We start from the raw sequence: 22541 nt of genomic DNA on the forward strand, positions 1-22541 counted from the left end.
TACGAGGCTTGGCGATTGATCTGGCGTTTGATCGTTTGGCTCATTCGTAGGAGGACGCTTGCGTCCGATTATCTTTCTTCAACCACCCGCTTTTTAAACGTTACCAATTCCTTGATTTCACTCCTGTGCGGGTCGTAGACCCATTCCTGGTCGAACAGGTGTTTCATGCGGTCGAGCATGTAGGTTTCGCCGATGACCAGTGAGTGGAAGTGGTTGCCGCGCTGTTTGGTGGTTTCGATTTTTTCCGGTAGTGGTTCCGGCAGTTCGGCCATCAGGAAGTCGGAGATCACCAGCAGGTCGGCGCGGCGGTATTGGTCGGTTTGCATCAGTTCCAGCGAGCGCTCGAGCGCTGGGGTGATGTCGGTGCCACCTTCGAAGCTGCGGGTGAGGAAGGCCATCAGGTTGTTGCGGTTTTGTTCGGGGTCTTGCTCATCCGACAGTGACAGTTCTTCCACGCTGGTGGAGTAGCTGATCAGCAGGCAGGGGCGGTTTTCTTCGCGGGCCTGGCTGGCGAGGAACAGGGTGACGGCTTTGGCGACGGTCATCGGTGGGCCGCTCATGGAGCCACTGGTGTCGACGCAGATGATCATCGGGCCGCGCACGGCACGGCTGATGTCGGTTGGATCGCCGTCTTCGTCTTCTTCGGGCTGATGATCAAGGCTTTGCACGTCGAAACACATCAGCCGTGATTCAATAAATTTAAGATCAAACAACAGCTCGGTATCGGGATCGGACAGCAGTGCCAGTTCGCTGGGTAACACGTGTTCGAGGTCACGCCCCAGTCGCAGGCCGACCAGTTCGTCGCGGGCGTGGTTGTCGTGCCAGTTACCGGTGTTGAGGTCGCGGGCGTTGACTTGTTCCAGTTGCTGCGACAGTTCCAGTTGGCGCAGTTTGCCGAGCAATTCACTAATGGCTTTGACGCCGTCGTCGTTGTTGAGGTAGTTGCTCCAGCGTTGCAGTTCGCGCAGGTCGTCGGCTTTGATGTCGGTAGCAGAAAGGTCGAACAGCAGGCCGCTGCTCATGCCCAGCGGTTCCAGCTGATGGTGCAGTTGTCCGAGCAACAACAGCAGTTCGTCGATGTCGGCAAGAAACTGCTGGCGGCATTCGCTGATGCGTTGCAGTTCCCATTCGCTGCGGGCGTGGTCGAGGGTTTTCTGCCATTCGGCCAGCAGCATTTCGAGGTGGAAAATCGGGTTTTCATCGACTTCGACGACTTCACCGGAATCGACCACGATGTCTTCGTCCAGATGCAGCCAGTAGTCTTCGTCGAGCGGACGGCTGAGCACCTGACAGAACTGGCGGAATTCCTTGAATATCTGCTCGAACAGTTTACGGATCGCTGTTTTCGCTGACGTGTCGTCGGTGGCTTGATAGTTATTCTGGTCGTCCGTTTGCGCTTGGCTTGCCCCCAGTTCAGCGGCCATAGCTACCACCCGGCTTTCCCAGCGGCGCAGGCGCTGTAGCTGTGGCTTGAATGGAAATTCACGCATCATGATGACGCGGGTGTCTTCGTCCCAGCGTTGTAGCTTGCGCTTGATCAGGTCTTCCGCTTGCGGATTGGAGCGCAGCCAGTGGTCGTGCTGTTGGCTTAGCTGTTGTTTGATGCTGTGGCCTGCAATACGAACCTTGTCGGCGTCCGGCTGGCTGGATTGAAAGCCAGAATTTGTCATCGACACAAGGCTTCCAGTCGTTCGCAGTCCTTGATGCGTAAACGCAGGCTGTTCATTTGTTGTTCGACGCCAACTAACGCCTGATCGGTCAATTCAACGGGTACAAACAGCGAGCGCAGTTGTTGGCGGTATTCGGCCTGACTGGCTTCAGCACGGGCCACCAGTTCGCTGAGCTCGGCTTTTAATTCCCGTACCGATTGCGCCAGTGAGCTCACCAGTCGACGGTTCACATCCGGCTTGCGGTCGCCGCGGTAGAACAGCACTTCCGGCTGGAAAATCAGCTCTTCGTAGCGATAGGAATAGTCGCGGTATTCCATCCGGCAGCTGCCCTGGCCTTCGAACTGGGCGGTGACTTCGCTGATCTCATTGCCGCGGTCGTCCAGCGGCGAGAAAACATCGCGGGTGCGCAGTTTTTCCACCGGAATATAAAGCTCGACTTCTTTCACGTCGCGGTAGTTCACCAGCTCGAACTGGGCGTCGAGGAAGAAGAATTCACGGTCTTCAATGCGTTCGGTTTTGTAGACGTCCTGGGAGTAAAACAGCTCGTCGTTGATTTCGCGGTCAAGGCGATCCTTGGCCTGATCCAGCGTCGACAGCTGCATACCGGCTTCAAAGCCAACCGATTGCACCGCTTCCAGCACAATCAGTCCAACGGCGTCGCGGTTGCCTTCCTGAGTCCAGAGGCAGTGGCGCAGCAGCAGGGCGTCGCTGTGGTTGGTGTTGTTGCGGCCGTGGAAAAATGCTGAGGCTTTCATCAGACGTGCAGCGCGCTGCCAGCGGCGGTCGGAAACGTACACGCCCAGTTCTTCACGTTGTTGCTCCAGCTGGCTGCGAATCAGGTGAATGATGGTGAAGCAGTCGTTGCTGATAGCAACCTGATCGATCTCGCTTTGCCACTGCAGCCATTCATCTGAGCTGACCGCCAGTCCGTCGGGCATGTCGACCTTATCGGCAGAGGGGGCGCTATTCAGCAGCTGGTCGAAGTGATGGTTGTGCAGAATCGGAGACACTAGCAGGCGTACGATAAAACGATCGTAAAGGGCTTCGAGGCCCTGATCCGGCTGTGGCGTTTCGTTGGAAGCGGCGATCAGGGCTTTTAACGGTGCCTGCTCCAGCCGTTCGCCGTTGCGGAACACCCGCTCGTTCATCAGCGTCAGCAGGGTGTTCAGAATCGCCGGGCTGGATTTCCAGATTTCGTCCAGAAAGGCGAACTCGGCTTTCGGCAGGTAATGCTTGGTCTTGCGCAGGTACTGGTCCTGTTTCAATGCCTTGATGGATACTGGCCCAAACACTTCTTCCGGCGTACTGAAACGGTTCATCAGGTATTCGAAGTAGCTTGGCTCGGTGAACGCTGAGGCAATCCGACGGGAGATCAGGCTCTTGGCGGTACCCGGTGGGCCAAACAGAAAACAGTTCTGGCCACACAGCGCGCTCAGCAGGGCAACGGCGATGACTTCTTCACGCTCGAACATGCCGGCGCTGATGTGTTCAACCAGTGACTGGATACGGCTCTGAAGATCGGTCTGGCTCGAGTTTGGTTGCGGCTGTGGCTGGGCTGATTGTGACTGGCTCACGCGGACTCCGTGCGGTGATGGGCAAAAACGGGCTTTGCCATCATAGCCTGACCCGCTGCGGGTTTCGATGAGCGTCTCTTGATCGTTTTATTAGGGAAACGAATCTTTTATATTTGCGCTTGATAATCTTTATCACATTCCACCTGGGCGGTTCGACGCAGAGGAATTCGCCCAATCACTACATTGATAATCAAAAAAAGGGGATGAAACATGCGTAAGGTTTTGATGGCGGCAGCGATGATGGCAGCGTCGTCCGTAGCAATGGCTGGGGCTGACTGTCAGGAGCACTCGGAAGCCGAGCAAATGCACATTCTGGATATGCAGAAAAAAATCGTTAATGAATACGGTTTTGCGATCAAGAAGTTCCTGCGCTCCGGCGATTGCTATGAAATCTACGGTTGGGGATTGAGCGACGATGGCAGCAAGTTTGAGCGTATTGAGGTGTACTTCGATACCAAAACCGGCGCCATCGTGAAGAAAGAAATCGACTGATCATGGCGGCTAACTCCCACGCCAGCCGCTGGGATTTGCTGGTGCGACTCACCCATTGGTGGGTCGCCGCCGTTTTCCTGTGGAATTACCTTTGGCCAGACGACGGTGACGACTGGCACCAGTGGCTGGGCTACAGCTTGTTGGCAGTGCTGGTGATTCGTTGGGGCTGGGGCTTTGTTGGCCCTGCCAATGCCCGCTGGCGGGATTTCTTTCCGACGCCAGCGCGGGTGCGCCACAGCATTCGCCATTTCGACGCTGAACATCAGCCGCAAGGCTACCGTCCTCACCATACGCCATTGGCGGGTGTGATGGTGGTCGGGCTTTGGCTGGGGTTGGCGCTGGTGGGCTTCTCGGGTTGGTTGCAGGAAACCGACCGCTATTGGGGCGAACAGTGGGTGCAGCTGTTGCACGAGTGGAGCGCCAATCTGGTGATGGCTGCTGTGGTCGTGCATGTGTCGGCGGTGTTGTGGATTCAGCACAAGTTCCGCTTGCCGCTGGTGCGGTCAATGATTCGTTAAAAGCTCCGTTGAGAGCTCTTTTAAGGACTTCGCTGATTACTTGGTGGGTTCCTTAAACGCGAAGCGGCAGATAACCATCCGCAGGTGGTTATCTGTCTGCCGGGCAGTTCAGCCCCAGAAGGTCGATACAGGCACCTCTTGCCTGTAGTGGTAATTAATCTTTCGGTTTTCTTATTTTTTGAAATATAACTTTCCACTCCTGTTTCTCCAAACCTGTAACCCCTGCCGTTACAGTGGCGTTTGCGCGGTTTTTTCCGTTTGGCACAGCTCTTGATTAACACTCGATAACATAAAAAAACTCACCGGCCGTGTTTGTTTGAACCTGCCCGAGTGAGAGATCGAGGCTAACCGTGAAGCAACACATTCTGATTTTGGGCATTGGCAACGTGCTGTGGGCCGACGAAGGCTTTGGTGTGCGTTGCGTCGAACACATCAATCAACACTTTGAACTCCCCGACAACGTCGAGATTCTGGACGGTGGTACCCAGGGGCTGTATCTGGTTCAGCACGTCCAAAACTGCGACATTCTGGTGGTGTTTGATGCCGTCGATTACGGCCTTGAACCTGGTACGCTGAAAATCGTGGAAGGTGACGAGGTGCCCAAATTCATGGGTGCCAAGAAGATGAGCCTGCACCAGACCGGTTTTCAGGAGGTGTTGGCGCTGGCGGAGTTTGCTGGTGGCTACCCCGATGAACTGCTGTTGTTGGGCGTGCAGCCGGAAGCGCTGGAAGACTTCGGCGGCAGCCTGCGTGATGTGGTGAAAGACCAGATTGCACCGGCGGTTCAGATAGCCGTGGACTACCTGGCCGAACGCGACACTTTGCTGGTGCCGCGCCCGCAAGCCGAGGCCTCAGTAGCCGAAGACCTGTCCCCCAACCAATTAGCCATTCACGTATACGAATCCGGCCGCCCGGACGAAGACGACGCCTGCCGCATTGGCGATAGCCGCTTTATGCCCAAAACCGAGGCCAGCCACTGATGTGTATTGGCATTCCAATGCAAGTGACTCGCCTGCACGGCGATGGCAGCACGCTGGAGCGTGCCGAATGCCTGCCGTGGGGAGCAATGCCCGGACAAGCCCTGGCTATGGTGGACATCGCACTGGTGGGCGAGGTGGCCGTTGGCCAGTGGTTGCTGGTGTTTTTGGGTGCTGCCCGTGAATGCCTGACGCCACAGCGGGCTGAACAGGTTGGGCTGGCTTTGCGGGCCTTGCAGCAAGCCGAACTCGGTGAGCTGGATGGCTTTGATGAATTGTTTGCCGACCTTGACCGAGAGCCACAGCTACCGCCACACCTGCAAGCGCAGTTAAAGAATAATTCCAAGGAAAACGCCTGATGTCTGTTCATCCCCTGATCCAGCGACTGACCGACGAATTCGGTTATCCCATGCTGACCACCGAATCCGTTGATGCCTTTGCCGACGGCCATGAATACAGCGTGCTGTTTTTCAGTGAAGACCCAAACAAGGTGAAAGAAGCTCTCGACGTGGCGGTGGTGTTGCCCGAGCTGGTGGCGGCTTTTCCACAGCTGCACGCGGCTGTGATTGACCGTCAGCACGAGAAACAGCTGCAAGGCCGCTACCACTTTGTGACCTGGCCGGCGCTGGTGTTTCTGAAGCGCGGTGAGTTTCTCGGCAGCATGATCAAAATCCAGAATTGGGACGACTACATGCAGCAGATTCCCCAAATCCTGAACCGCCAGCCGCAGCCAGTAGAACCGCTGGCCAGCACCGACGCCTGATTTCCGGAGTGACATTATGAAAGGTGATATTCCACTGTTTGATCTGGGCACCAGTCTTGGCACGGACATTGGCTCGAAAACCAACGAAGCCGATGCGCTGGGCATTAACTCCGGCATGTCCAGTTTTGCCAATCCACTGTCTGGGGCTGGGCTGGTTGGCCCGGGTTCCCATCAGGAAGAACTGGTTCTGAACTACATGGAAATGCCGAAGGAAATGGACACCTTCGACATTCCGTTGCTGCCAGAGTCCGATGAGCTCAGCGAGCATCCGCAAGCAGCGGCTGCGCTGCAACAATTGCAGCTGCTGCTTGATGTTACCGCCGACCGTATGGCGGTTGCGCAAGACGGTGTGACGGAAGGCGGAGCTCCTTTAGAAGGTACCCAAAAGCTGTCGCTGGATGGCATAGAACCGGGCGCTTGTTCATTGCTGTACCAAACCCTTGGCGAAGGCGAAGTGGCCTTAATGGTTCTGAACGACCAGCTGACCACCCGTCTGCGAGTGCAGGAAACGGTACTGGCCGGGGTGTGGTGGATTCAGCAACTGGACGACCAGCAACAGCTGCAATCCCAGTGGCTGGAAGTGGGTGCCATTCCGGAAGCTGTGCTGGATGAGGCTTTCCCGCCTCAAACACCGAATACCTTCGAGCTGGGTCCTCTGCCGGGCAACTTGCTGAACGGGGCTTCCGTGGTGCTGGAGCTGCTGGAAAAAGCCGCCGAGCATGCGCGCACGCCGTTGCAGCAGCCCCATGTGGTGAACCTCAGTTTGCTGCCGTTTTCCCCGGAAGATCAGAACTTCCTGCATCTGCGTTTGGGCGGTGGTCGGGTGGCCATTCTGTCGCGCGGCTACGGCAACTGCCGCATCCACAGCACCGCCGTGGCCGGAGTTTGGAGCGTGCAGTACTTCAACAGCACCGACCAGTTGATTTTGGACACTCTGGAAGTGATTGCGGTGCCGCAAGTTGCCTGCGCCGCCCGTGAAGACCTGGAAGATTCCGCTGAACGTCTGCGCGAAATCTTCGATGCCCTGATGCCTGCTGAGGAAGCCTGACCATGACGGACAATACGATCGGCTCCCAGACACAGGCCCAGTCCCAGACCCAGACTCATCCCCGGGCCCAAACAACCAAGGGTTTTGAAGGCAGCTACCTCGGCGACGAAAGCCAGTTGGACGACAGCACTGTGCTGGAATGCAAGATTTGCTGGTATCAGTACCAACCAAGTGAAGGCGACGAATACCGCCAGATTGCCGCCCATACGCCCTTCAGCCAATTGCCGGATGACTGGCGCTGCCCACAATGTGACGGTGATAAGGACCAATTTATGGTGGTCGATCTCTAGGGGACATCTATTTAATCCGGTGCTCGCTCTGGGCTACCGGATGGGTTCGAATCACGAAGCCGATTTGCAGGCCTGACGGGTCAAGTCAAAAGTCGGCGACACAGAGTCGAGATCATCCGGTAGCCCCCTCAGGGCGCGGGTTGCCGCCGCCCAGTGCTGTGTTGACGAATTTGAAAAGGACTCGTCATTTCGCTGCATTCGTCGCCTTGCCCTGAACAACGGCAACGCTCGCGCAGAGTCGTGCAGGATTAAATAGATGTCCCCTGTAGGTCATCAGCAGGGTAAGAGGGGCGATAGCACGTGGTTAGCGGGAACCAGATCGGCGGCAAAGAGCTAAGCCGAACAGAGCTGGGTCAGGAACAGCTGGGCCAGGAAGAACTCAGTAAGGAAAACATTGAAGCCGTATACCAACAGGCCGCCAGCGCCATGCAATCGCTGCCGCTGTATCACCCGCCATTAACGGTGGAGTTGCTGGGATGGCAACCGGTGGCGGCTGACCGGCCAGAGTGGGCTGGGGTGCTGATTACGCCCTGGTGCATGAACCTGATGGCCAGTGGCATGGCCGCTGGTGAACCCGGCAGCCAGTGGTTGCTGGAAGTTAACGACCACTGCTTTGAACTGACCCGAGCCCACAGTGACGCTCTGGGCCATTATGCTTCTGGTTCGCTGCTGTCGTTGATGCAGCAGTTCGACAACATGGAAGCCGCCCGTGCCTTTGCCAACGAGGTGTTGTTGCTGATCCATAGCACCGATGCCGAGTTGCCAGACACTGGTCCAAGTGAGCTGGAGCAACTGGCTGCCGAGCGACAGCGACTGGAAGCGCTTGAGGCTGAACGGCTTGAAGCAGAAAAACCGAAAATAGAAAAACAACCGGCAAAAGAAACCCAAGCAAAAGAAACCGAAGCAGAAGCGCCAACATCGAACGCAGAAGACCGTAGCAACACACAACAAAAAACGCTGAGCCGACGCGGGTTATTACGCTCTCTGGCTGGACGCTGAAACAGCACCAGAACCAGAAAAAGCAGCAACCCGGGCGGTCAATCAGAGCAGGAGTACGCAGTATGTTGAACTCGACGGAAAATCGCGCTGCCGGTGCCTTGAATATTCAGGTTCAGGTCGATCGGCAACAGGTGGTTGCAGCATCCAGCGAGCTGACCCGACCGTTGCAAAGCATGCAGCGATTGTTGCTCAAGCAAGGTCCTGTCCAGGCCTGCCAAATGCTGCCGTTGTTGTTCGCGGTGTGTGGTGAAGCCCATGCGCTGGCAGGCAAGTTGGCCTGCGGTCTGTTTGAAGACGATGCGGTTATCGATGGGTGTGGTAACAGCAACGGCGGCACGCCGGAAGGATCATCCCGGCGGAACCCTTCTATACAACGGGCGTTAGCAGGCGTATTGCGAGAAAATCTACGCGAGCATCTGATGCAGTTGCGGCAGTTCTGGCATTTGCCATTGCCGACCCAGGCCTTTGCCGAGGCCATGAAAGAAATCAGTTTTGCCATGGAGCGCGGCGACGACGTTGCCCGCTCGCTGGCGGTGGAAGCCTTGCTGATGCAGTTAGAGCGCAATATCCACCAGCAGCAATGGCTGCCGCAACTGCAAGACAGCTTGCAACAGCAACTGGCCGGGGTGGTATTACCCGACAGCGAAGTGGATAGCTGGCAAGCCTGCCAGCCGGGGCTTATGCCGGAATCCGGCCGGGTGTTCAGTGGTGCCGGAGCCGACGCCCTGTTGCATCATGCCGGCCAGCCGCTGGCGCAGGCCCTGTTGGCCGTGGCGCAGCAGCAATGGCAGGCAACTCTGCGAGTGATGGAAGCCCTGATGCAGGCCGCCAATCCCCATGATTGGGTGCGCTGCCATCGTACTCTGGATGCTGCGGGTCAGTCCGTACAACAGGGCTGGGTGCGCACGGCGCGGGGCTGGCTGTTGCATCAGGTACAGCAGCATGGCGTGGCGGAAGGTGTAGTCACGGATAATGCAGGCTGGATGATTCAGGCTCCTACGGATGTGAATTTTCAGGGTCCGCTGGTGACGCAATGCCTGACGGGGATGAGCGTCCCCAACGGCACGGTCGACAAGGCCTTGCGCTGGATCGTGCGGGCGCTGGACCCTTGCGTCGGGTTTGATATCGAAATTCGTGAGCTTGAAATCAGAGAGCCCGAAACGGATAAGCCAACCACATCAGCGCAGGCAAACGTCAGCGCCGATTCAGGAGCCAAACACAATGCATGAAATGTCGATCGCCGAAGGCATTATTCAGGTGATTGAAGATCAGGCCAAAGCCCAGGATTTTCAACGGGTGAAAGCCGTGTGGCTGGAAATCGGCCCGCTGGCCGCCATCGAGCAGGATGCGCTGGTGTTTTGTTTCGATGCCGTGACCCGCTCGACTCTGGCCGAAGGAGCGACACTTGAAATCATCCGTTTGCCCGGTCAGGCCTGGTGTTTGGGGTGTGCTCAAACAGTCGAAATCAATCAGCGTTACGATCAGTGCCCGCATTGCGGCAGCTATCAGCTACAGGTCACCTCGGGTGACGAGTTACGAATCAAAGAATTGGAGGTGGTTTGAATGTGTACGGTATGCGGTTGCAGTGAAGGCGAGGTCCAGATTGAAGGACACGCACATACTCACGATCACTCACATAGCCACTCTCATGGTCATTCTCATGATCATCAGCACGATCACAGCCATGCGCACGATCACAGCCATGATCATCAACACAGCCACAGTCATGAGCAGGAAAACGTGGTCGAGACCGCCAGCAACGGCGACCTGCATTATGGCAAAGGCGCTGCCCATGCCCATGCGCCGGGTCTGACCCAGGCGCGCATGGTGCAGATCGAGCAGGACATTCTTGGCAAGAACGACCGCTATGCGGCCGTTAACCGCATTCGCTTCGAGCAGCTGAATCTGCTGGCATTGAATCTGGTATCTAGCCCGGGCTCCGGTAAAACCACCTTGCTGACTGAAACCATCACGCGCTTGGGTCAGGCTCAATCGCCATGGCCGATGGCGGTCATCGAAGGCGACCAGCAAACCAGCAACGACGCTGACCGTATCCGTGCAACGGGTGTTCAGGCCATTCAGGTGAACACCGGCAAGGGCTGTCATTTGGATGCCCATATGGTGGGTCATGCGCTGGAAGGTTTACACGAACTGCAAGGCGGCGCGCTGTTTATCGAAAACGTTGGCAATCTGGTGTGCCCGGCGGCGTTTGATCTGGGCGAAGCCCACAAGGTGGCGATCCTGTCGGTCACCGAAGGCGAAGACAAGCCGTTGAAATACCCGGACATGTTCCACGCCGCTGATCTGATGATTCTCAATAAAGTTGATCTGCTGCCGTATCTCGATTTTGATGTTGAAGCCTGTATCGAGGCCGCCCGCCGGGTGAACCCGGACATTCAGGTGATCCAGTGCTCCGCCCGCAGCGGCGAAGGCATGGACCAATGGCTGGGCTGGATAGCCGAGCGTCGTGCCGCACGTATTCAACAACGGATTCAGGCACTCAAAAGTCAGATGAAACAGCTGGAGGCTTTGCTCTGATGAATGCCATGCGTCGTCATACCGTGTTGTGCGTCGATGACGAACTGCGCTCGCTGGAAACCCTGGAGCGGACGCTGGACGAAGAGTTCGACGTCATTACCGCCAACAGCGCCGAACAGGCGTTGCAAATCCTCGAGCGCCAGCCGGTCTCTGCGGTGGTGTGTGACCAGCGCATGCCCGGCACCACCGGGGTTGAACTGCTGATTCAGGTGCGGGCGCAATGGCCCAATACTGCCCGGCTGATTCTGTCCGGTTATACCGATTCCGAAGACATTATCCGTGGCCTTAATGAGGCGGGTATTTTCCAGTACATCACCAAGCCGTGGCACCCGGACCATTTGTTGCTGTCGCTGCGCAATGCCTGTCGGCTGGTGTCGCTGGAAAGCGAGAATGCTCTGCTGGCCACCGAAATCCGGCTCACGGCCAACCAGGCCGAAACCCGCATTGAAGAAAAGAAAGCCCGTTTGCGTCAGCAGTTTGCACTGGACGAAATCGTGCGCTCCGAATCCAGCCCGCTGAACAACATTTGTGAGCGGGTGCAGCAAATTGCCCCCTACGATATTTCGGTGCTGATCAGCGGCCCGTCCGGCACCGGTAAGGAACTGTTTGCGCGGGCATTGCACTACAACAGTCTGCGTGCGGACCAACCGTTTGTGGTGGAAAACTGCGGTGCCATGCCCGACGACCTGCTGGCCTCCGAGCTGTTTGGCCACCGCAAGGGCGCTTTTACCGGTGCCATGACCGACCACGCCGGTCTGTTTGAACAGGCCGATGGCGGCACCCTGTTTCTGGACGAAATTGGCGATGTTTCACCGGCGTTTCAGGTCATGCTGTTACGGGTATTGCAGGAACGCGAAGTGCGCCGCGTTGGCGATAACAAACGTCGCCCGGTGGATGTGCGCATCATCGCCGCCACCAACCGCGATCTGGAAGCCGAAGTGGCCGCCGGACGATTCCGGGAAGACCTCTATTACCGACTGGCAGAAATGACGCTGCTGTTGCCAGCGTTGGCAGCCCGTCGAATGGACGTACCGACGTTGGCCAATCATTTCCTGCGCCAGGCCAGCCGTGATTACGACAAACCTGCCGCGGGCTTCAGCGATGGTGCGATTGAAGCTCTCAGCCAATGGCATTGGCCGGGTAACGTCCGTGAGATGCAAAACGAGATTCGCCGCATGCTGGTACTGGCCGAAGGCGACGTGCTGGGAGCTGAGCTGATCAGCCCAAGGCTGCTGCGCAACCTGCCTGAACACACCGAGCCGGAACCGATTCTGGAAGCCGTGCTGCGTCGTCAGGAAGGCTGGAGCGAAGGCAGTACCCTGAAGGACAAAACCGAGCTGCTGGAAAAACAACTGCTGCGTGAAACCATGATCCGCCACAAATGGAACAAGAGCCGCGCCGCTGATGAACTGGGGCTGTCGCGGGTTGGTTTGCGCGCCAAGCTCGACCGCTACGGACTGGAGCCGCTGGCCTGATGGCAACGGCTGCGATCCCGCTACCAGCCCATGCCCACCGGATTCATATTCAGGGGCAGGTGCAAGGCGTTGGCTTTCGGCCGTTCGTTTATCGCATGGCCATCGAGCTGGAGCTGGTTGGACGGGTGTTCAACCGTGGCGCCGATGTGATCATTGAAGCCGGAGGCAGCTGGACGGCCTTGCAGCAATTCGAGCAGCGCCTGCAACAGCAAGCGCCATCGTTGTCGCATATTCAGCGCTTCGACAGTCAGTCGTTCGAGCCGTCGCAGCTGACGGAAATCAGCGAATTCTTTATCGACCACAGTGACCGCTCGGACGACGCCGGTTTGTCGATCACCGTCGACACCGCGCCTTGTGCCGACTGTCTGGCGGAAATGGCCGACCGCCACAACCGCCGCTATCACTATCCCTTTACCAACTGCACCCAGTGCGGCCCCAGATACACCCTGATTCGAGAGCTGCCATACGACCGCCCTAACACCTCGATGGCAGAGTTCCAGCTTTGTGACGCTTGCAGTGCCGAGTATCAGGACCCGGCTGATCGTCGCTTTCATGCGCAACCTAACGCCTGTCCGGCGTGTGGGCCATCGTTGTCTCTGGTCGTGACTGAATCGGGTGGTGAACAACGTCAACTGACGGGTTCAGACAGTGAACTTTTAGCGCAAGTTATTCACCGACTTTGGCAGGGCGATATTGTTGCTATCAAAGGCGTGGGTGGTTTCCATTTGGTGTGCGATGCCACCAACGCCGCCGCGGTTGCCAATCTACGCCAGCGCAAACATCGGCCGTCCAAGCCGTTTGCCGTGATGGTCGCCAATCATGATCAGGCGCGGGTGTGGGGCAAACTCAGTGGTTATGCGGGCAAGCAGCTAATGGCACCGGGGGCTCCGGTGGTGCTGGTACCCCAGGGCGGCGCAGCCCGCACCTTCCACAACGACAGCCTGCAACAGTTGGCCCCTGGGCTGGATGCCATTGGCCTGATGTTGCCGCAAAGCCCGTTGCATTGGCTGTTGTTCGAAATTGCCCGCACCGAGTTGGATTGCCCTGAACTGGCGTTAGTGATGACCAGTGCCAATCTGTCTGGGGAACCACTGATTACCGACAACCAGCAATCGCTGGGTCAGCTGGCCGGTGTCGCCGATGCCTGGCTGCTGCACAACCGCGATATCGAAACCCGCAACGACGACAGTGTGGTGGCTTGCCTGACCGAGCGTGCGCCGCTGGTGCAACGCATTGGCCGGGGCTTTGCACCGCTGTCGTTGTCGCTGCTGCCGGCTCGCAACATAGAAGGTGAAGAGCGACCGTTGCCGTCGGTGCTGGCGCTGGGCAGCTTTCTGAAAAATACCATCGCCTTGAACAGTCAGCAGCAGGTGGCGATTTCCCAGCACATTGGCGACCTCGACCACCCCGACAACTGCGCCTTGCTGGAACACACGGCACGGCGCTGGTTACAACTGATGAAAGTCACTCCAGATGCCATTGCCTGTGATCTGCATCCGGAAGGCTTCGGGGCGGTACTGGGCCGCAAGCTGGCCGCTGAACTGGATATACCACTGCTGGAAATTCCTCACCATCAGGCCCACATCGCCTCGGTGCTTGCTGACCGTGGTTGGCGACCAGAACGACCGATCATGGGGCTGGCGCTGGATGGTTTTGGCTTGGGCTGGGATGGCCAAGCCCGTGGTGGTGAATGTTTGTTGATTAACGGCGCTGAATTCCAGCATCTGGGCTCGTTATCCGCGTTGGCACTGCCCGGTGGCGATGCTGCCAGCCGCGAACCGTGGCGGTTAACCGCAGCCGTACTGTTTGAGCTGGGTTTGAGCACTGAAGAGGTACTGGCAACCGGTCTGAATGTACCGTCAGAGCAGGCGCTGGCCATGCTGAAGCTGCAAGTGCAGAAGAACATCAATTGCCCACGCAGCACCAGCGCTGGTCGCTGGTTTGATGCTGTAGCCGGGCTGCTGGGTATCGGCGCGGAGCTGATTGACCGTGACGGCAACCCGCTGCGTCAGAGTTACGAAGGCGAAGCCGCGATGCGACTGGAGGCTCTGGCCCGGGAAGGACTGGAAGCGCGGGGTCAGCAAGGACTGGAAGCGCGCGGGCAGCAAGGTCTGGAAACTGCTTCTGAGTATGAATTTGGAGACGAATGTCACGCCGCTGCATCGTCCTCTGGTACCACTGATCTGAACCTCTACCCATTGTTCAGCCAATTGCTGGATGGCCTGAAAACAGGTGCTTGCCGCGCCCAATTGGCGGCCCGGTTCCACCTGCAACTAGCGGCCATGTTGGCAGACTGGCTGGTGCAGCAGCTTGATACACAGCGGGCCAATGGTGCGGACTTGCCGCGTGCGGTGGTGTTGTCGGGTGGCTGTTTTCAGAACGCCTTGCTGCGCCATCAGCTACAAACCCGGCTGGAACAGCAGGGCATCAAGGTATTGCTGCCCACCCGGGTGCCGTTGAACGATGCCGGGTTGTCGCTGGGGCAGTTGTGGCTGGCGACTCAGCAGCTATCAGATCAATAACGACCAATAAGAACACTGAGACCAAACGCAACCGATTTGCTCAACCAGGAGATCTCCATGTGCCTTGCCATACCGGTACAAATTGAATCCATCACCGACGACTTCAACGCCGTCGCCAATATTGGCGGTTTGAAAAAGTCGATCAATATCTCGCTGGTGGACGACCTGCAAGTGGGCGAATACGTGATCCTGCACGTTGGCTTTGCGCTCAAGAAACTCGACGAAGCCGAGGCGCTGAAAACCCTCGCGATGTTTGCCGAAATGGGCATCGACGTCACCGAAGAGCTGGAAAGTGATCTTGTCGATTCTGAAAACGCGTTAGCAGGAGCCAGCGAATGAAATACGTTGACGAATTCCGCGACGGTGAGCTGGCCCGTCAGCTGGCCGATGCCATTAACAATGAAGTAAATTCGGATCGTCAGTACCGCTTGATGGAGTTTTGTGGCGGCCATACCCACGCGATTTTTCGCTACGGCCTGCCGGATTTGCTGCCAAGCAACATCAAGCTGATTCACGGCCCGGGCTGCCCGGTGTGTGTACTGCCGATTGCTCGTCTGGATATGGCGATGGCGTTGGCCAAACAGCCGGACGTGATTCTGTGTACCTATGGCGACATGCTGCGGGTGCCGGGCTCTGGTCGCACCAGTTTGCTGAAAATCCGTGCCGAAGGTAACGACGTGCGCATGGTGTATTCACCGGCCGACACCATCGCGCTGGCACAGCAAAACCCGGACAAGCAGGTGGTGTTTTTTGCCATTGGTTTTGAAACCACCACACCACCAACCGCGGTGGTTATCGAACAGGCGTCCAGACTGGGGCTGCAAAACCTTACGGTGTTCTGCAACCACGTCCTGACCCCGGCGGCCATGCACGGCATTTTGCACACCGAAGAAGGTGAGCAGGGCGTCGAGCTGGACGGTTTTATTGGCCCAGCTCATGTCAGCACCGTGATTGGCTCACAGCCGTATGAACCCTTTCCGAAGCAATACGGCAAACCGGTGGTGATTGCCGGGTTTGAACCACTGGACGTGCTGCAAGCCATCCTGATGCTGGTGAAGCAACTCAATGAAGGCCGCTGTGTGGTGGAAAACCAGTTCACCCGAGCGGTCACCGCCACAGGCAACGAAAAAGCCAAACGCATCACCGACCAGGTGCTGGAACTGCGCGATAGCTTTGAATGGCGTGGCCTGGGTTTTGTGCCCAGCAGTGCATTGCAAATTCGTGAGCAGTACCGCGAGTTCGACGCCGAAGTACGCTTTGCCGAGCGCCTGAAAGCCCACGCCGAACAGATCAAACTGGTGCCGAAAGACGTCAAAGCCTGCGAATGCCCACAGATATTGCGCGGCGTGAAAAACCCGCGCGACTGCAAGCTGTTCGATAAACCCTGTACCCCGGACAACCCGCTGGGTTCCTGCATGGTGTCGAGTGAGGGGGCGTGTGCGGCCTACTATCAGTACGGCCGGGCGCTGGAGGCCTGAATCTGAAGCTACTGAACCCATGTCGCGGCGCATTGCTGCGTTGGTAATACTGCATTAAGAATGGCCGGAACTTACTCATTTATAACTTATAAACTCCGTCGTTCCGGCCATTTTATGCCTTGTCTTACCATCGCTCGTAACGCTTCAGAGCGGCTTGGTGAGCGCGTTGTGTCCTCGCTCGTCCCTGCGCCTACCAATCCGGTATGTCTTGGGTACTCGCTGCGGGACGCCTTGCACTGCATCCACTGACTGGGCTCAGGCATTCTCCTGTAGGTTGGATAAATGAGCGAAGCGAAAGCCATCCAACAGCGGTGGCGTCAGATGGCAGCCGCTGCGCGTCTTTATCTGACCTGCGGGGCTGACGTTGTGTCGCGAATAAATTCGCTCCTACAGACGGTAGGTTGGGCCTTGCCCAACTATGACGGTTGATTGAATAAACATTGCGTCTGGCTTTTGCCCGGACGTTCGACGGATGAATAAACCATGGCACGTATAGACTGGAACAAGGGCAGGGTTGAGATGATTCATGGCAGCGGTGGTCGCGCCATGCAACAGTTGATTTCGGAGTTGTTTGCCGCCGAGTTCAGCAACGATTATCTCAACCAGGGAAACGACGGTGCGGTACTGCCGCAGCCGCCTGCCAACAGTCGGTTGGTGATGGCGACCGACGCTCATGTGATCTCGCCGTTGTTTTTCCCGGGTGGGGATATTGGCTGTTTGTCGGTGCATGGCACGGTCAACGATGTGGCCATGAACGGCGCGGTACCGCTGTATCTGTCGGCAGCGTTTGTGTTGGAGGAAGGTTATCCACTGGCTGACCTGAAGCGCATTGTGCAGTCTATGGCCACGGCTGCCAAAGACGCTGGAGTGGCGATTGTCACCGGCGATACCAAAGTGGTCGAGCAGGGCAAGGGCGACGGTGTCTTTATAACCACCACCGGCCTGGGGTATGTGGCTGAGGGCATTGAGCTTTCTGGTGCCAATGCCAAACCGGGTGACAAGATTCTGGTTTCCGGTTTCATGGGCGATCATGGTGTGACGATTCTGTCGATGCGTGAGAGCCTCGGTTTTGAATCCGAATTGCAGTCTGATACCCAAGCGCTACATGACCTGACTGCCGCTATGCTGGAGGCGGTGCCAACCCTTAAATGCCTGCGTGATCCGACTCGAGGCGGCCTGGCTAACACCCTCAACGAAATTGCTCATCAGAGCGGCGTGGGTGTGCATTTGCAGGAAGCGCAGATTCCGGTCAAACCCGTGGTGGCATCGGCCTGTGAGTTTCTGGGGCTTGATCCCCTGTACGTTGCCAATGAAGGCAAGCTGTTGGCGATTTGCCCGGCTGGACAGGCCGAACAGCTGTTAGCTGTGATGCGTGCACATCCAAAAGGCGCAGATGCTGCCATCGTGGGTGAAATCACCGAAGACCCGAATCACTTCGTGCAGATGACCACCAAATTCGGTGGCCGTCGTATGGTGGATTGGCTCAACGGCGAGCAGCTGCCGCGTATTTGCTGATGTTTTCTGCTGTTCTCTGCTCAGGCAAAAATACTTTGTAAGAATCAGGCTGCTCCAGCGACTGTGTAGAAAACAAGACACAGGTTTGCGGAGCCAGCCATGAAATCCCTGATTGATTTATACCGTCCTGCCCATCAGGCACTGAATTCCACCCGCTTTGCTGACTGCCTGGCTCCCTTGCTGTTACGGCTGTATCTGGCACCGGTGCTGATGCAGGCCGGCTGGAACAAGCTGGTAGCCTTTGACGATACGGTGGCCTGGTTTGGGAATCCGGATTGGGGACTGGGGTTGCCATTCCCCGAGCTGATGGTGGCGCTGGCGGCGGGCACCGAGTTTTTCGGCGCCTGGTTGCTGGTGTTTGGTTTGGCGGTGCGCTGGATCAGCATCCCGCTGATGATCACCATGCTGGTGGCGGCGTTGACGGTGCATTGGCAAAACGGCTGGCTGGCGATTGCCGATGCCTCCAGCTGGCTGGCTAACGACCGTGTGATGGAAGCGGCGGATCGCTTGCAGGCAGGACGCAGTCTGTTGCAGCAACATGGCCATTACGATTGGCTGACTGGCCGTGGCTCTTTTGTGATTCTGAACAACGGCATTGAGTTTGCCGCGACCTATTTTGTGATGTTGCTGAGCCTGTTTTTCACCGGCGCTGGCCGTTATGTGAGTGTGGATTACTGGCTGGCGCGTCGCTTTATCAAAGCGGACTGATCAGAGAGCAGCTTAGGTAAAGCTTCTGGGGAGAAAGCACAGCCCATTGTTCTTTCTCCTTCCTCTTCGACACCTTCAAGCTATTCTCGCCAAATTACCCTGTCCCCTTTTATCCCTTCGGCACGTCTTATCTTGAAAGCGCTGAGCATGCGTGTTTTTAACTTCAATAAACTGTCACTTTGACGTGTTCTCATGGCGACCACTCGTCTGTGAAAACCGGAATGGCAATGAAAATGATCCGCCAGTCTTGTGATCGCCAGCTGGACGACCCGGCGCTAGCGCCCGATGGTCCGGATAGCCATTACGAGCAACAACTGACCAGTGAGATACCACGCATTCGTGGCTATATCCGCAGTCAGATTTCCAACCCCAGCGACGTTGAAGACCTGCTGCAAGACACCATGGTGCGGTCACTGCAAACGACCGCGCGGGAGCGAGTCAGCAACCCGTTGGCCTATGGCCTGCAAGTGGCTCGCTCGGTGGTGCTGGACCACTGGCGTCGCAGCAAGCGTCAGCCGGATTACGTGGCTGAGCTGCCAGAGCAGGAGAGCGCGCCGCTGGACCAACAGCACATGGAGCGACGCAAGCTGGAAGCACTGTCGGAGACCTTGACGGCAATGCCGCCGCTGCGACGACAGGTGTTTTTAATGCGTCGAATGGATGGCCTGTCCCGTGATGCCATTGCTGCACAGTTGGGCCTCAGTGAGGCGTCGGTGAAAAAACACATTACCCGGGCGATGCTGGATATCGCCCGCACGGTGGAAAAACATGAACGTGACGATTGAGTCATGCGCTGCCATCAAGCGGAGGCGCAGTAACGGCCTATGAACCTGAAGTTCTTTTCAGATGAAATTCTTGAGCAGGCTGCCGACTGGTACGACCGTCTGGATGAGCTGAATGACGCCCAGCGCAGTGACTACCATCATTGGCTGGCCGAAGACGAGCGCCATCGGGCAGCGGCGGAATACATCGCGCATTATTTTGGCGACAGCGAAGCCTTGCTGTTGGCGCTTGCACAACCGCGCAGCGACACCCGGTCAGATAGCAATGAATCGGATAGCACAGTCACGAATAGAAAAGTCACGGATATTCGCACCGCCCGTCAGCGGCTGTTGGCCGACGGTTCAGATACTGCTTGGAGTTCAGCTTCTGTACCTTCTTCTGCCTATGTACCTGTTACTGTCTCGGAGCTTGAGCCAGAGACCGAAACCGGGGCTAAACGTGATACCAGTACATCCAACCGCTTTGATTGGGGTCTTGGTTGGGCAGCCGCCGCCAGTCTGCTGTTGCTGGCGCCACTGCTGTGGTTCGTGCTGGGTACTGGCCTGAACAGTTCCGCCTCGAATGAGGTCAGCCAAGCTGTGGCCGTCGATTACGCAACCGATACCGCAGAGCAACAACAACTGACCCTGGCAGACGGTTCCGACCTGGCGATTAACGCCAACAGCCAGCTCTCGGTGGCACTGTCCGACACCGAACGCCGGGTGCAGCTACAGCAAGGGGAAGTGTTTTTCTCGGTGGCCAGAGATACCCAGCGGCCGTTTGTTATCAGCACGGATCGCGGTCAAATCCGGGTATTGGGCACGGCGTTTAACGTCGATACATCCGGCGACGGTCTGGTGGTGAGCGTTGAGCACGGCGTTGTGGAAGTCACTCACGAGGGCCAGAGCTGGCGCTTGTACGCTGGCGAGGGTGTGCGACTGGACGGTGATCAGGCTCAGCCTTTCAAGGATCAGCAAGCGGGCAGTTGGCGAACCGGCTGGCGCAAGGTCAGTGGCGAGCCGTTAAGCGATCTGGTGGCCCATTTGCAAAGCCACACCCATAAGCAAATTCAGTTGCGCGATATTGATGGGACGCAGACGTTTTCTGGCAAATACCGGCAGCAGGATGTAGAAGGGACGCTGGAGCTGGTGACGGACCTGTTCGGGTTGGATTTGCAGGTGAGCGAACAGCAGATTGTGATATCTGCAGGCCGATAAATCAGAGGCTCTTTGGTTCGTTCGCTCGCTTGTCGAATGCATGAAAGTTGGCTGTTTATAACAACGACTTCAAATCCTGCAAACGCTGCTGCTGTTCTTTACGAGGCAGCGGCGTGATCACTTCTTCCGGCAGCGCCTTCTGGATTTCCATCTGAATATCTTCGCCTGCTTGCAGTCGTTGCAGCAGCAGTTCGTAATTGTGTTTGAACACCGGGAACGCCTGTTCTTCCGGTGTATTGGCCAGATAGAACCAGTCACTGGCACGCCCGGCGTAGTACACAATCGGGTGGCTCCAGTTGAAGTCTTTCTTCGGCGACGGTGCCCGGCAGGCTTCCATGTAGGCGCGGTGAGTGCCAGGCACACCGAGGGTGCCGGCAATATCACAGCGCGATACCACTTCATGCACGTTTGGCAGCCAGCCGTTTTCTTTCACCGCCTGCTCGGCAGCACGCATGATGACGTCGCCACGGTAATCTACCAGCAGCCGTGACCACAGCCGTTTGGCCATGATCAGGGTGTCGTGATCCGGGAAGGCTTTCAGAAACTGGTTGTGGTAGTTAAAACGGAACAGCTCGAAAATCTGGTTGATGGCTTCTTTCTGTTCCACCGTCGCCTGCTTCTGGGCGTCGGTATTACCAACTGGTGTCGTTGAGTCGCTGGACGCTGGCTTCAGCTGTTGTGTAACCCGGTTGAGCAGCTGATTGGTTGCTTGCGGTTCCATGAGCATCTCCTGACTGGGCCAAACGTTTGCCCCATTGCTGTTTTACGTATTGCAGAAAGCGGCTGTTCCAGCTGTTGTGCACCTGACCGGAATCGCGCCAGTAGAGCACAAATTCCGCCACCCGTTCACGGGCGAACTGGGTGTCGATGTGGGCCATCGCCAGAATATCGTAGCAGTCGCTGGACGGCTGCCAGTTACGATCAATTGGCATCGGCACATTGGAATGCTCCATCGAGGCCGAGTAGCGAGCCCACTGCGAGCGCACGTGTTGCAGGAACTTGGTGTTCCAGGTTTTTACCGCGTCGCCGCGTTCGCTCCAGTAGAGTACAAATTCCGGAATGGCGTCTTCAATAAACTGCTGGTCGATGTCGGCACGTTGCAAAATTTGCAGGGCATCGGCGCTGGGACGCCAGCTTGGCTGAATAGGAGCCGCTTCGTCCTGAGCGACCTTGAAACCACTGCGATTCAGCTGCTGTTCTTCGCGCTCCTGCTGGAACTGCTTTTGCCGCTCGGCATCGTTCTGGGCGTACACCCACTGATTTTTCACGTGATTAAAAAAGCGCGCGTTCCAGTCGTTACGATTGGGGCCGGCTTCCTGCGCGTGGAGGATAAAACTGTCGAGCTGGGCCCACACAAAACTCTGGCCAATACCGCGCTGTTGCAGTCGCGTCAGGGTGTCTTGCGACGGTTTCCAGTCGGTGCCAATGGATGAATAACGCGGTGTATTGTGCTGGCTTGGCTGCTGGCTGCCATGTTGAGGGCTGCCGTGTTGGGGACTGTGAGCAACTGGTTGGCCACTGTGATGGTTCTGGCTATTACCTTGTGGCGGGTAAGCGGCACGCACATCGCTGGGCAGCGGCTGGCTGCTGGTGTTCTGGCTGTCAAAGCCCAACAGCATTTCGGCACTTTCCGGGTACATGGGGCCATGCAATTGCACCATGCCTTTCTCGATCAGGCTGGCGAGGGTACGGCGAATGGTCACGTCGTCCCAGAAAGGCAATTGCTGACGCAGGCATTCGCGGCTGATGCGAATGCCATTGCGCTGGCTTTGGGGTTGCAGTTGCGCTGCCTGATTGAAAATGGTCAGCAGCAAGGCTTCCTCCAACCCAATGGTGGCCGCCAGCGTCACCGACAAGGGAATGGTGGTGTCTGTAAACAACGGGTGATTACTCATACTGCCTGCCAAAACCGCCGCCGACGCACAGGATGTCAGGACGGCTGAATAGAAAAGTGGAAACCCCCAAGTGTAACCCGAACACCGTGCCGGTGGCATC

The 22541-nt window shown here is 57.1% G+C and carries 23 protein-coding genes; 19 read left to right on the forward strand and 4 right to left on the reverse strand.

The genetic code is table 11. The features are described from left to right. Nucleotides 1-68: 68 nt before the first annotated feature. Together G516_RS21645 and G516_RS0108295 are read right to left on the reverse strand one after the other, a co-directional pair. A complete protein-coding gene (locus tag G516_RS21645) occupies nucleotides 69-1670 on the reverse strand; it encodes a VWA domain-containing protein (RefSeq protein ID WP_051219086.1) in 1602 nt (533 codons plus the stop codon). Then, entirely contained in the window at nucleotides 1667-3244 is a 1578-nt protein-coding gene (locus G516_RS0108295) for an AAA family ATPase (RefSeq protein WP_211225084.1), read from the reverse strand. Before G516_RS0108295 ends, G516_RS21645 begins: the two co-directional genes overlap by 4 nt. A gap of 210 nt (nucleotides 3245-3454) precedes the next feature. Between G516_RS0108295 and G516_RS0108300 the strand changes: the two genes are divergently transcribed. The 19 genes from G516_RS0108300 (at nucleotide 3455) to G516_RS23825 (ending at nucleotide 20546) form a co-directional block, all read left to right on the forward strand. Next, nucleotides 3455-3736, forward strand: coding sequence for a PepSY domain-containing protein (locus tag G516_RS0108300; RefSeq protein WP_028293260.1), 282 nt, complete (start codon nucleotides 3455-3457; stop codon nucleotides 3734-3736). A gap of 2 nt (nucleotides 3737-3738) precedes the next feature. After that, on the forward strand, nucleotides 3739-4254 hold the full coding sequence (locus G516_RS0108305; protein WP_028293261.1) for a cytochrome b/b6 domain-containing protein: 516 nt from the start codon (nucleotides 3739-3741) through the stop codon (nucleotides 4252-4254). A 350-nt stretch (nucleotides 4255-4604) separates the two neighbouring features. Further along, nucleotides 4605-5234, forward strand: a complete 630-nt coding sequence (locus G516_RS0108310) for a HyaD/HybD family hydrogenase maturation endopeptidase (protein WP_028293262.1) — start codon at nucleotides 4605-4607, stop codon at nucleotides 5232-5234. Then, a complete protein-coding gene (locus tag G516_RS0108315) occupies nucleotides 5234-5590 on the forward strand; it encodes a HypC/HybG/HupF family hydrogenase formation chaperone (protein WP_028293263.1) in 357 nt (118 codons plus the stop codon). The genes G516_RS0108310 and G516_RS0108315 overlap by 1 nt, the downstream gene beginning before the upstream one ends. After that, a complete protein-coding gene (locus tag G516_RS0108320) occupies nucleotides 5590-5994 on the forward strand; it encodes a thioredoxin domain-containing protein (RefSeq protein WP_028293264.1) in 405 nt (134 codons plus the stop codon). Before G516_RS0108315 ends, G516_RS0108320 begins: the two co-directional genes overlap by 1 nt. Before the next feature lie 16 nt (nucleotides 5995-6010). Further along, on the forward strand, nucleotides 6011-7042 hold the full coding sequence (locus G516_RS0108325) for a hydrogenase expression/formation protein (protein WP_245582638.1): 1032 nt from the start codon (nucleotides 6011-6013) through the stop codon (nucleotides 7040-7042). A 2-nt stretch (nucleotides 7043-7044) separates the two neighbouring features. Next, nucleotides 7045-7332, forward strand: coding sequence for a rubredoxin (locus tag G516_RS24330; RefSeq protein ID WP_084644952.1), 288 nt, complete (start codon nucleotides 7045-7047; stop codon nucleotides 7330-7332). 300 nt (nucleotides 7333-7632) lie between these two features. Next, the gene (hybE, locus tag G516_RS23820) at nucleotides 7633-8331 is read left to right on the forward strand and encodes a [NiFe]-hydrogenase assembly chaperone HybE (RefSeq protein WP_051219088.1); all 699 of its coding nucleotides are present in this window, start codon (nucleotides 7633-7635) and stop codon (nucleotides 8329-8331) included. A 62-nt stretch (nucleotides 8332-8393) separates the two neighbouring features. Further along, a complete protein-coding gene (locus G516_RS0108340) occupies nucleotides 8394-9560 on the forward strand; it encodes a hypothetical protein (protein WP_028293266.1) in 1167 nt (388 codons plus the stop codon). Further along, on the forward strand, nucleotides 9553-9894 hold the full coding sequence (gene hypA / locus G516_RS0108345; protein ID WP_028293267.1) for a hydrogenase maturation nickel metallochaperone HypA: 342 nt from the start codon (nucleotides 9553-9555) through the stop codon (nucleotides 9892-9894). Before G516_RS0108340 ends, hypA begins: the two co-directional genes overlap by 8 nt. Continuing rightward, complete coding sequence (hypB, locus tag G516_RS0108350; RefSeq protein WP_028293268.1) at nucleotides 9895-10869, forward strand: hydrogenase nickel incorporation protein HypB; 975 nt, start codon at nucleotides 9895-9897, stop codon at nucleotides 10867-10869. Beyond that, on the forward strand, nucleotides 10869-12344 hold the full coding sequence (locus G516_RS0108355) for a sigma-54-dependent transcriptional regulator (RefSeq protein WP_028293269.1): 1476 nt from the start codon (nucleotides 10869-10871) through the stop codon (nucleotides 12342-12344). Before hypB ends, G516_RS0108355 begins: the two co-directional genes overlap by 1 nt. Further along, on the forward strand, nucleotides 12344-14866 hold the full coding sequence (hypF, locus tag G516_RS0108360; protein ID WP_051219090.1) for a carbamoyltransferase HypF: 2523 nt from the start codon (nucleotides 12344-12346) through the stop codon (nucleotides 14864-14866). The genes G516_RS0108355 and hypF overlap by 1 nt, the downstream gene beginning before the upstream one ends. A 57-nt stretch (nucleotides 14867-14923) precedes the next feature. Continuing rightward, nucleotides 14924-15205, forward strand: a complete 282-nt coding sequence (locus G516_RS21660; RefSeq protein ID WP_051219092.1) for a HypC/HybG/HupF family hydrogenase formation chaperone — start codon at nucleotides 14924-14926, stop codon at nucleotides 15203-15205. Next, nucleotides 15202-16344 carry a hydrogenase formation protein HypD gene (gene hypD, locus G516_RS0108370; RefSeq protein WP_028293271.1) on the forward strand — a complete coding sequence of 381 codons (1143 nt, stop codon included), beginning with the start codon at nucleotides 15202-15204 and terminating at the stop codon, nucleotides 16342-16344. The genes G516_RS21660 and hypD overlap by 4 nt, the downstream gene beginning before the upstream one ends. A 483-nt stretch (nucleotides 16345-16827) precedes the next feature. Further along, nucleotides 16828-17859, forward strand: a complete 1032-nt coding sequence (gene hypE / locus G516_RS0108375) for a hydrogenase expression/formation protein HypE (protein ID WP_028293272.1) — start codon at nucleotides 16828-16830, stop codon at nucleotides 17857-17859. A gap of 99 nt (nucleotides 17860-17958) precedes the next feature. Then, the gene (locus G516_RS0108380) at nucleotides 17959-18567 is read left to right on the forward strand and encodes an HvfX family Cu-binding RiPP maturation protein (RefSeq protein ID WP_028293273.1); all 609 of its coding nucleotides are present in this window, start codon (nucleotides 17959-17961) and stop codon (nucleotides 18565-18567) included. A 227-nt stretch (nucleotides 18568-18794) separates the two neighbouring features. Then, nucleotides 18795-19352, forward strand: coding sequence for an RNA polymerase sigma factor (locus G516_RS0108385; RefSeq protein WP_028293274.1), 558 nt, complete (start codon nucleotides 18795-18797; stop codon nucleotides 19350-19352). A gap of 39 nt (nucleotides 19353-19391) precedes the next feature. Continuing rightward, nucleotides 19392-20546: a FecR family protein gene (locus G516_RS23825; protein ID WP_028293275.1), complete on the forward strand. Its 1155-nt coding sequence runs from the start codon at nucleotides 19392-19394 to the stop codon at nucleotides 20544-20546. Between the two features lie 55 nt (nucleotides 20547-20601). Here G516_RS23825 and G516_RS0108395 read toward each other — a convergent pair whose 3' ends face one another. Both G516_RS0108395 and G516_RS0108400 read right to left on the reverse strand, forming a co-directional pair. After that, nucleotides 20602-21267, reverse strand: a complete 666-nt coding sequence (locus tag G516_RS0108395; RefSeq protein ID WP_051219094.1) for a replication protein P — start codon at nucleotides 21265-21267, stop codon at nucleotides 20602-20604. After that, nucleotides 21179-22441 (reverse strand): DnaT-like ssDNA-binding domain-containing protein, encoded by a 1263-nt coding sequence (locus G516_RS0108400; RefSeq protein WP_028293277.1) that lies wholly within the window; start codon nucleotides 22439-22441, stop codon nucleotides 21179-21181. The genes G516_RS0108395 and G516_RS0108400 overlap by 89 nt, the downstream gene beginning before the upstream one ends. Between the last annotated feature and the right edge of the window lie 100 nt (nucleotides 22442-22541).

The organism is Oceanobacter kriegii DSM 6294 (assembly GCF_000422845.1).
GTDB classification, from domain to species: domain Bacteria; phylum Pseudomonadota; class Gammaproteobacteria; order Pseudomonadales; family Oceanobacteraceae; genus Oceanobacter; species Oceanobacter kriegii.

Coding starts and splice junctions, on each gene's coding strand:
- hypB (WP_028293268.1), top strand. CDS start 9,895: ATGTGTACGGTATGCGGTTGCAGTGAAGGCGAGGTCCAGATTGAAGGA.
- G516_RS0108300 (WP_028293260.1), top strand. CDS start 3,455: ATGCGTAAGGTTTTGATGGCGGCAGCGATGATGGCAGCGTCGTCCGTA.
- G516_RS21660 (WP_051219092.1), top strand. CDS start 14,924: ATGTGCCTTGCCATACCGGTACAAATTGAATCCATCACCGACGACTTC.
- G516_RS0108315 (WP_028293263.1), top strand. CDS start 5,234: ATGTGTATTGGCATTCCAATGCAAGTGACTCGCCTGCACGGCGATGGC.
- G516_RS0108305 (WP_028293261.1), top strand. CDS start 3,739: ATGGCGGCTAACTCCCACGCCAGCCGCTGGGATTTGCTGGTGCGACTC.
- G516_RS0108320 (WP_028293264.1), top strand. CDS start 5,590: ATGTCTGTTCATCCCCTGATCCAGCGACTGACCGACGAATTCGGTTAT.
- hypD (WP_028293271.1), top strand. CDS start 15,202: ATGAAATACGTTGACGAATTCCGCGACGGTGAGCTGGCCCGTCAGCTG.
- G516_RS0108400 (WP_028293277.1), bottom strand. CDS start 22,441: ATGAGTAATCACCCGTTGTTTACAGACACCACCATTCCCTTGTCGGTG.
- hypF (WP_051219090.1), top strand. CDS start 12,344: ATGGCAACGGCTGCGATCCCGCTACCAGCCCATGCCCACCGGATTCAT.
- G516_RS0108380 (WP_028293273.1), top strand. CDS start 17,959: ATGAAATCCCTGATTGATTTATACCGTCCTGCCCATCAGGCACTGAAT.
- G516_RS23825 (WP_028293275.1), top strand. CDS start 19,392: ATGAACCTGAAGTTCTTTTCAGATGAAATTCTTGAGCAGGCTGCCGAC.
- G516_RS0108325 (WP_245582638.1), top strand. CDS start 6,011: ATGAAAGGTGATATTCCACTGTTTGATCTGGGCACCAGTCTTGGCACG.
- G516_RS0108395 (WP_051219094.1), bottom strand. CDS start 21,267: ATGGAACCGCAAGCAACCAATCAGCTGCTCAACCGGGTTACACAACAG.
- G516_RS24330 (WP_084644952.1), top strand. CDS start 7,045: ATGACGGACAATACGATCGGCTCCCAGACACAGGCCCAGTCCCAGACC.
- G516_RS21645 (WP_051219086.1), bottom strand. CDS start 1,670: ATGACAAATTCTGGCTTTCAATCCAGCCAGCCGGACGCCGACAAGGTT.
- G516_RS0108385 (WP_028293274.1), top strand. CDS start 18,795: ATGAAAATGATCCGCCAGTCTTGTGATCGCCAGCTGGACGACCCGGCG.
- G516_RS0108340 (WP_028293266.1), top strand. CDS start 8,394: ATGTTGAACTCGACGGAAAATCGCGCTGCCGGTGCCTTGAATATTCAG.
- G516_RS0108355 (WP_028293269.1), top strand. CDS start 10,869: ATGAATGCCATGCGTCGTCATACCGTGTTGTGCGTCGATGACGAACTG.
- hypA (WP_028293267.1), top strand. CDS start 9,553: ATGCATGAAATGTCGATCGCCGAAGGCATTATTCAGGTGATTGAAGAT.
- hypE (WP_028293272.1), top strand. CDS start 16,828: ATGGCACGTATAGACTGGAACAAGGGCAGGGTTGAGATGATTCATGGC.